7 protein-coding genes are annotated in these 7,360 nt (G+C 72.0%); all 7 read left to right on the forward strand.

What is annotated here, in order from left to right:
* The coding region (gene mshD, locus FNH04_RS37740) for a mycothiol synthase (protein ID WP_152790347.1) at nucleotides 1-779 on the forward strand (779 nt) is incomplete at its 5' end.
* 106 nt (nucleotides 780-885) lie between these two features.
* Complete coding sequence (locus FNH04_RS37745; RefSeq protein ID WP_322725009.1) at nucleotides 886-1,287, forward strand: GntR family transcriptional regulator; 402 nt, start codon at nucleotides 886-888, stop codon at nucleotides 1,285-1,287.
* Nucleotides 1,284-2,249, forward strand: coding sequence for an ABC transporter ATP-binding protein (locus tag FNH04_RS37750; protein ID WP_152790348.1), 966 nt, complete (start codon nucleotides 1,284-1,286; stop codon nucleotides 2,247-2,249). Before FNH04_RS37745 ends, FNH04_RS37750 begins: the two co-directional genes overlap by 4 nt.
* Complete coding sequence (locus FNH04_RS37755) at nucleotides 2,246-3,247, forward strand: ABC transporter permease (RefSeq protein WP_152790349.1); 1,002 nt, start codon at nucleotides 2,246-2,248, stop codon at nucleotides 3,245-3,247. Before FNH04_RS37750 ends, FNH04_RS37755 begins: the two co-directional genes overlap by 4 nt.
* Nucleotides 3,244-4,023 (forward strand): hypothetical protein, encoded by a 780-nt coding sequence (locus tag FNH04_RS37760; protein WP_228031844.1) that lies wholly within the window; start codon nucleotides 3,244-3,246, stop codon nucleotides 4,021-4,023. Before FNH04_RS37755 ends, FNH04_RS37760 begins: the two co-directional genes overlap by 4 nt.
* A gap of 247 nt (nucleotides 4,024-4,270) precedes the next feature.
* Nucleotides 4,271-6,637 (forward strand): RNA degradosome polyphosphate kinase, encoded by a 2,367-nt coding sequence (locus FNH04_RS37765; RefSeq protein WP_194236948.1) that lies wholly within the window; start codon nucleotides 4,271-4,273, stop codon nucleotides 6,635-6,637.
* Nucleotides 6,618-7,360: CHAD domain-containing protein (locus tag FNH04_RS37770; RefSeq protein WP_322725012.1), on the forward strand; the 743-nt coding region annotated here is incomplete at its 3' end. The genes FNH04_RS37765 and FNH04_RS37770, both read left to right, overlap by 20 nt.

Below are 7,360 nucleotides of genomic sequence, written 5' to 3' on the forward strand. Positions count from 1 at the left end.
GCCTCCAACTGCGCGGAGAACCCCGCGAAGGCGTACGCCATCTGCTGCTCACCCTCGACGGCACCCTCGCCGGATACGCCCAACTGGAGGACACCGACCCGGTGGAGGCCCCCGCCGCCGAACTGGTCGTCCACCCCGCCCACCGCGGACACGGTCACGGCCGCGCCCTCGGCGCCGCCCTGCTCGCCGAGTCCGGCAAGCGGCTGCGGGTCTGGGCGCACGGCGGGCACTCCGCCGCCCGGCACCTGTCCCAGGTCCTCGGCCTCACCCTGTTCCGCGAACTGCGCCAGATGCGCCTGCCGTTGGCCGACTTCGACCCGCCCGAGCCGGCGCTCCCCGAGGGCGTCACCGTGCGCACCTTCGTGCCCGGCGAGGACGACGCCGCGTGGCTCGCGGTGAACGCCGAGGCCTTCGCCCACCATCCCGAGCAGGGCTCGCTGACCCAGCGCGATCTCGACGACCGCAAGGCGGAGCCCTGGTTCGACCCGTCCGGCTTCTTCCTGGCCGAGCGCGGCGGGGAACTGATCGGCTTCCACTGGACCAAGGTCCACGCCCGGGAGCAGCTCGGCGAGGTGTACGTCCTCGGCGTCCGCCCCGGCGCCCAGGGCGGCGGCCTCGGCAAGGCCCTCACCACCATCGGCCTGCGCCATCTGGCCGCCCAGGGCCTGCCGACGGCGATGCTCTACGTCGACGCCGACAACAAGGCAGCGGTGAGCGTCTACGAACGGCTCGGCTTCGCCACCCACGAGACGGACCTGATGTACCGCACGGAGACCTGACACCCCACCAGCAGGCAGGAACTCCCTGGAAGGGGCGGCGACTTGACGCCGCCCCTTCTTTGCATCACCCTTTCACTACTCAATTAGTGAAAGGGGGGTTGCTCGAGTGGTCGAGTACCGCATCGACCGGCGCAGCGGTGTCGCGACCTACGTCCAGATCGTCCAGCAGACCAAACAGGCCCTGCGCCTGGGCCTGTTGGAGCCTGGCGACCGGCTGCCCACGGCCCGCGAGGTGGTGGAGGCGACGGCGATCAACCCGAACACGGTCCTGAAGGCCTACCGCGAACTGGAGCGCGAGGGTCTGGTCGAGGCACGCCGCGGCCTCGGCACGTTCGTACGGAAGTCACTGGGAAGCGCCCCCGCCGACTCCCCGCTGCGGGCGGAACTGGACGACTGGGCGGGCCGGGCCCTCGCGGCCGGGCTCGAGCGGGAGGACGCGGCAGCGCTCTTCACCTCCGTACTCGACAAGTACTTCACGGACGACCACCGCAAGGGGGACACGGAATGACCGACACCGCCATCGAGGCGGCCGGCCTGGGCAGACAGTTCGGACGGCGGGGGAAGTGGGCGCTGTTCGACTGCACGTTCCAGCTGCCCGCGGGAAGCGTCTGCGCGATCGCCGGACCCAACGGCGCGGGCAAGTCGACCCTGCTCGCCCTCGTGGCCGGACTGCTGGTGCCCACCGAGGGCGAGGTCACGGTGTTCGGTACGAATCCGGGGGCGGCCCGTGAGCGCCTCGCCTTCGTCGCGCAGGACAAGCCCCTGTACCCCCAGCTCACCATCGCCGAGACCCTGCGTCTGGGCCACGAGCTCAACCCCGGGCGCTGGAACGCGGCGGTCGCCGAGCCGATCGTGGCGGGCGGCGGCCTCGACCCGCACGCCCGGATCCGCAACCTCTCCGGCGGCCAGCGCACCCGCGTCGCCCTCGCCCTCGCCCTCGGCAAGCGGCCCGAACTGCTGCTCCTGGACGAGCCGATGGCCGACCTCGACCCCCTCGCCCGGCACCAGCTGATGGGCGTGCTGATGGCGGACGCCGCCGAGAACGGCACGACGGTCGTGATGTCCTCGCATGTCGTCGCCGAGCTGGAGGATGCCTGCGACCACCTGCTCCTCATGGGCGGCGGCCGCGTCCGCCTCGCGGGCCCGCTCGACGACCTCCTCGCCGCGCATGTCCTGGTCACCGGCCGGGCCGGCGACCTCGGCCCGCACACGGTCGTCGAGTCCCGTACGACGGGCCGCCAGCTCACCGCGCTCATACGGCCGAACGGGCCGCTCGACGCCGAGTGGCAGACCTCCGAGCCCACCTTGGAGGAGCTGGTCATCGCCCATCTGCGCTCCCCCGCGGCCCCCGAGCTCACGCTCACCGGTGAGACCGGGACTGACGCCGACACCGACACCGACAGCGACAGCGACAGCGACGACACCCATACCGACGAGACCGACGCCGACGCCGAGGAGGCCGCCAAATGACGGCCGTGTCGGCCGCGCCCGCAGAGGCCTCCGCCCACCACCGCTCCCTCAGGCCACGCGGCCTCCTCTGGGCGATGCTGCACCTGCACCGCGCGGCGCTGCTGTTCTGGCTGCTGCTGATCGCCGTGGCCGGCGGGGCGCTGCTGTGGGCGTACGGCCCGGGGGCCGACGGCGCCTGGGCCGAGTACCGGATGATGCGCTGCGCCTACTCCGGCCCGAACCGGACCTGCGACTACACGGGCCTCTCGTACGACGTGTACAGCAGGGCCGTGTCCCTCGGCTCGCTGACCGTCACCCTCGTACCGTTCCTCGCCGCTCTCTGGGCGGGGGCCGCGCTGATCGGCCGGGAGCTGGAGAGCGGCACCGCGGAACTCGCCTGGACCCAGTCGGTCACCCCGACCCGCTGGCTGCTGGCCAAGCTCACCGCCCCGGCGGTCCTGCTCGTCCTGGGCACCTCCCTGCTCGTGCTGCTGCACCGTCTGGTGTGGACGTCGAACGACGAGCTGAGGCGGTGGATGAACTGGGACTGGTACGTCGACTCGGCCTTCCGGGCCAACGGCGTCGTCGGCATCGCCTACGCCCTGCTCGGCCTCGCGGCCGGCGCCCTCGCCGCCCTGCTCACCCGGCGCTCCCTGCCCGCGCTCGGCATCGGCGGCGGCTGTCTGGCGGTCATCGTCTACGGCCTCACGGTACTGCGCCCGCACCTGTGGCCGGTCGTGACCGTGACCAGGGAGAACGAATCCCCGCCCGCCACCGGCATGCCCGTCGCCGAAGGCGCCCTCACCTCGGCCGGCGCCCGCGTCCCGCCCCCGGTCTGCGGCAGCCGCGACACGTGCCTGGCCGAGCGCGACATCGTCGCCTACTACCGCGACTTCCACCCCTCCTCCCACTTCTGGCCCCTGCAGCTGGTGGAGACCGGCATCGTCCTCGCCCTCGCCGCCGTGGTCACCGGTGTCTCGTTCTGGCTGCTGAGGCGCCGTACCGGAGCCGCCGTATGACCGCGCTCCCCGCCTCTCCCGCCACCGGAAGACCCGTACCGGGACCACGCGGTCTGACCTGGACGGTGCTGCGGCTGCACCGCACGGCGCTGATCGTGTGGGGCGCCTTCGTGGCCCTGATGATCGCCGTCCTCGTGTGGAACGAGGTGGGCACCGCGGACGCCGCGCTGCGCGAGCTGGACGGGTGCCTCCGCCACAGCCCCTGCACCATCCACGCCGTGATCATCTACAACGAACGCATCGGCCTGGTCGGCACGGCCGTCTGCTACTCGTTCCTCGCCGTCGCCGCCTTCTCGGGCGGAGCGCTGTTCGGCCGCGAGCTGGAGTACGGCACCGTGCGGCTCGCCTGGACCCAGTCCGTGACGCCCGGCCGCTGGCTGGCCGCCAAGCTGGCGGTGCCCGCGCTGGCCCTGGCGGTCGGCGGTACGGCACTCGTGCTCGCCTTCCGCTGGGCCTGGTCGGCGCACCCGGAGCTGCTGGACAGCGACTGGACGTCCGACCATGTGTTCGTGGCGCGCGGCCCGGCCATGGTGGCGTACTCCCTGTGCGCCCTGGCCGTCGGCGCGGTCACGGCCCTCGCGCTCCGCCGGACGCTGCCGGCACTCGGCGTCTCCGTGGCCGTGATGGCGCTGGTCAACCAGGTCATGGAGTACTACCGCCAGGAGGACCTGGTGAAGTACTGGACCCCGCACCTCGCCGAGACCGGCATTCTCCTCGCCCTCGCCGCCACGGCCGCCCTCGCCGCGTTCGCCCTCCTCCACGGCCGTACGGACTGACCGGCCGTACGACACGGCCCGCGGCCATACGGCCTACGGGTCACCCCCGGCCGGTACGCCCCTCACGGGGGGGGAGGGGCGTACCGGCGAGGCCCGGGGCCTGTCCGGCGGGCGCGCCAAGTGCCGTACGGGGCAAGGCCATCCGCCTCCTGGACCCCTGAGGTAACCCCCTGCGGTCCTCCCCGCGATATCCCGCACGTCATGTCTCCTTAACCGGCGATTCAGACGGCCTTGCGACGCTCGGTGAATGAACCCCGCCGTGCCCGAGCCCTCGCCTCCCGCACCCAACGGGCAGGTCCCGGGGGGCGGCCTTTTTGCCGCCGCGCTCCCGCCAGTCACCGCAGACGCGCCCGTTTTCCTGGCCGCGCGGAACAATGGATCCATGAGCCAGCAGAACGCAGAGGCAGAGGTCCAGTACGTGCAGCCCTCCGTGGGTTCCCTCGCCGCCCACCGCCCCCACACCATGGCCGCCGTGGTTTCCGACCTGGAACCCGATCTCGACGCGGACCTCGACGCGTACGAGGAGGACGCGCAGGGCGGCGCCGAGCTGCCCCAGGGCCGGTTCCTCGACCGGGAGCGCAGCTGGCTCGCGTTCAACGAGCGTGTTCTGGAGCTCGCCGAGGACCCCACCACGCCCCTCCTCGAGCGGGCGAACTTCCTGGCGATCTTCGCCAGCAACCTGGACGAGTTCTTCATGGTCCGGGTGGCCGGTCTGAAGCGCCGTATCGCCACGGGCGTGGCCACCCGCTCCGCCTCCGGGCTCCAGCCCCGAGAGGTGCTGGAGATGATCTGGGCCCGCTCGCGCGAACTGATGGCCAGGCACGCGGCCTGCTACCACGAGGACGTCGCCCCGGCACTCGCCGAGGAGGGCATCCACCTGGTCCGCTGGAACGAGCTGACCGACAAGGAGCAGTCCCGCTTCTTCACGCTCTTCAAGAACCAGATCTTCCCGGTCCTGACCCCGCTGGCCGTCGACCCGGCGCACCCCTTCCCGTACATCTCGGGCCTCTCGCTCAACCTCGCGGTCGTCGTGCGCAACCCGGTCTCCGGCCACCGCCACTTCGCCCGGGTCAAGATCCCGCCGCTGCTGTCCCGCTTCATGGAGGCGTCGCCGAACCGGTACGTGCCCATCGAGGACGTCATAGCGGCACACCTCGAAATGCTGTTCCCGGGCATGGAGGTGCTGGAGCACCACACCTTCCGGCTCACCCGCAACGAGGACCTGGAGGTGGAGGAGGACGACGCGGAGAACCTGCTCCAGGCCCTGGAGAAGGAGCTCATGCGGCGCCGCTTCGGGCCGCCGGTGCGCCTCGAGGTCGAGGAGTCCATCGACCAGTACGTCCTCAACCTGCTCATCCGCGAGCTGAAGGTCTCCGAGGCCGAGGTGTATCCGCTGCCGGGTCCCCTGGACCTCACGGGTCTCTTCGGCATCGCCAAGCTCGACCGTCCCGAGCTGAAGTACCCGAAGTTCATCGCGGGCGTCCACCGGGACCTCGCCGAGGTCGAGTCGGCGTCGGCGCCGGACATCTTCGCGGCGCTGCAGGAGCGGGACGTCCTGCTGCACCACCCGTACGACTCGTTCTCCACCTCGGTCCAGGCGTTCCTGGAGCAGGCGGCGAACGACCCGAACGTGCTGGCGATCAAGCAGACCCTGTACCGGACCTCGGGTGACTCGCCGATCGTCGACGCGCTGATCGACGCCGCCGAGTCCGGCAAGCAGGTCCTCGTCCTGGTCGAGATCAAGGCCCGCTTCGACGAGCAGGCCAACATCAAGTGGGCCCGCAAGCTGGAGGAGTCCGGCTGCCATGTCGTGTACGGCCTGGTCGGGCTGAAGACCCACTGCAAGCTGTCGCTCGTGGTCCGGCAGGAGGGCGACGCCCTGGTCCGCTACTCCCACGTCGGCACGGGCAACTACCACCCCAAGACGGCCCGTCTCTACGAGGACCTGGGCCTGCTGACCGCGGACCCGCAGGTCGGCGCGGACCTCTCGGACCTCTTCAACCGGCTGTCCGGCTACTCCCGCCGCGAGACCTACCGCCGTCTCCTCGTCGCCCCCAAGTCCCTGCGCGACGGACTGGTCTCCCGTATCAACAAGGAGGTCCAGCACCACCGCGCCGGCCGGCCCGCGTACGTCCGCGTCAAGGTCAACTCGATGGTGGACGAGGCCATCATCGACGCCCTGTACCGCGCCTCGCAGGCGGGGGTCCCGGTCGACGTGTGGGTGCGCGGCATCTGCGCCGTCCGGCCGGGGGTCCCGGGCCTGTCCGAGAACATAAGGGTGCGGTCCGTCCTCGGCCGCTTCCTGGAGCACTCCCGGGTCTTCGCCTTTGCCAACGGCGGCGAGCCCGAGGTGTGGATCGGCAGCGCCGACATGATGCACCGCAACCTCGACCGCCGTATCGAGGCCATGGTGCGCGTCAAGGACCCGGCCCACCGGGCGGCCCTCAACCGCTTCCTGGAGACGGGCACGTCCGACTCCACCGCCTCCTGGCACCTCGGCCCGGACGGCGAGTGGACCCGGCACGCGACGGACGGCGAGGGACACCCTCTGCGGAACGTCCAGGAGATGCTCATAGACGCCCGGAGGCGCCGGCGTGGCAACACAACACCTTGACCCCACGGACCCCGCGGCCGGGCCGTCCCCCGAACTCTCGACTTCGCTCGAGCAGGGAGGCACCCCCCTCGCAGATGCCCTCGCGGGCTATCTGCGGGCCCGGGCCACGGAGTTCCTCCGTGCGCTGCGCACCCAGCGGGAAACGGGTGGCGCGGCGCACGGTGTCGAGGAGTCGGCCGACGCGGCGCTCGCCCTGCGCCGCTCGGCCCGCCGCATCAGCGGCACCCTGCACACCTTCCGCCCGCTGCTCGACGCCGACTGGTCCGAGGCCCTGCGCCCCGAACTCGCCTGGCTCTCCAGCACCCTGGCCCGCGAACACGCGTACGCGGCCCGGCTGGAACGCCTGGTCAAGGCGCTGAACCGGCTGTCGGGCGCCTCGGCGTTCCCCACCCAGTCCACGGCACCTCGGGCCTCGGACAACGCCGCGAAGGGCAACCTGACCGTGGGCGCCGCCAAGGCGGGCGCGCTGCTCGACCGCCGGCTCACCCTGGCCCGCACCCGCGCCCACTCCGCCGCCCTCGACGCCCTCGGCTCGGCCCGCTTCCACGCGGTCGCCGACAGCGTGGCCGTACTGGCCAGCGAGGTCCCGCTGACCCCCGCGGCGGCCACCGCCGACCTGTGCCCGCTCGCCGAGGCCGCGTACGAGCGGCTGCGCGACGCGGTCACGAGCCTGCCCCTGATCACCGCGGGCCACCCCTACAACGCCGAGGCCCTGATCCACGG

Source organism: Streptomyces phyllanthi, assembly GCF_009377205.1.
Lineage (GTDB): Bacteria > Actinomycetota > Actinomycetes > Streptomycetales > Streptomycetaceae > Streptomyces > Streptomyces phyllanthi.